We start from the raw sequence: 207 nt of genomic DNA, 5'->3' as shown, positions 1-207 counted from the left end.
GAGATTGAATTAGAAAAGAGTGTTCTTGAATCGAATGAATACTCTGATAAAGTAAGTGAGATCTTAAAGGCTGTCAAATACATCGAACATTTTCTAGAAACTGATGGACAGTACTTAGAGGATTTACTTTACTTAACAAGAGGCAACCAACTATACACAGAAGATGGAGATGAGTTGTATATTGATCCAACTTCTCAGAAAAGAACA

Annotated in this window: 1 pseudogene; it reads left to right on the top strand. The window is 33.8% G+C overall.

Features of this window, described 5'->3' with window-relative positions:
* Positions 1 to 207: pseudogene (locus HMPREF2704_RS11485) on the top strand (XRE family transcriptional regulator); the annotation flags it as partial.

The sequence above is a fragment of the Streptococcus sp. HMSC076C09 genome (assembly GCF_001837905.1).
GTDB lineage: Bacteria > Bacillota > Bacilli > Lactobacillales > Streptococcaceae > Streptococcus > Streptococcus parasanguinis_I.
Note: the sequence above shows the minus strand (reverse complement) of the source record. Positions and strands in the feature narration are given on the sequence as shown.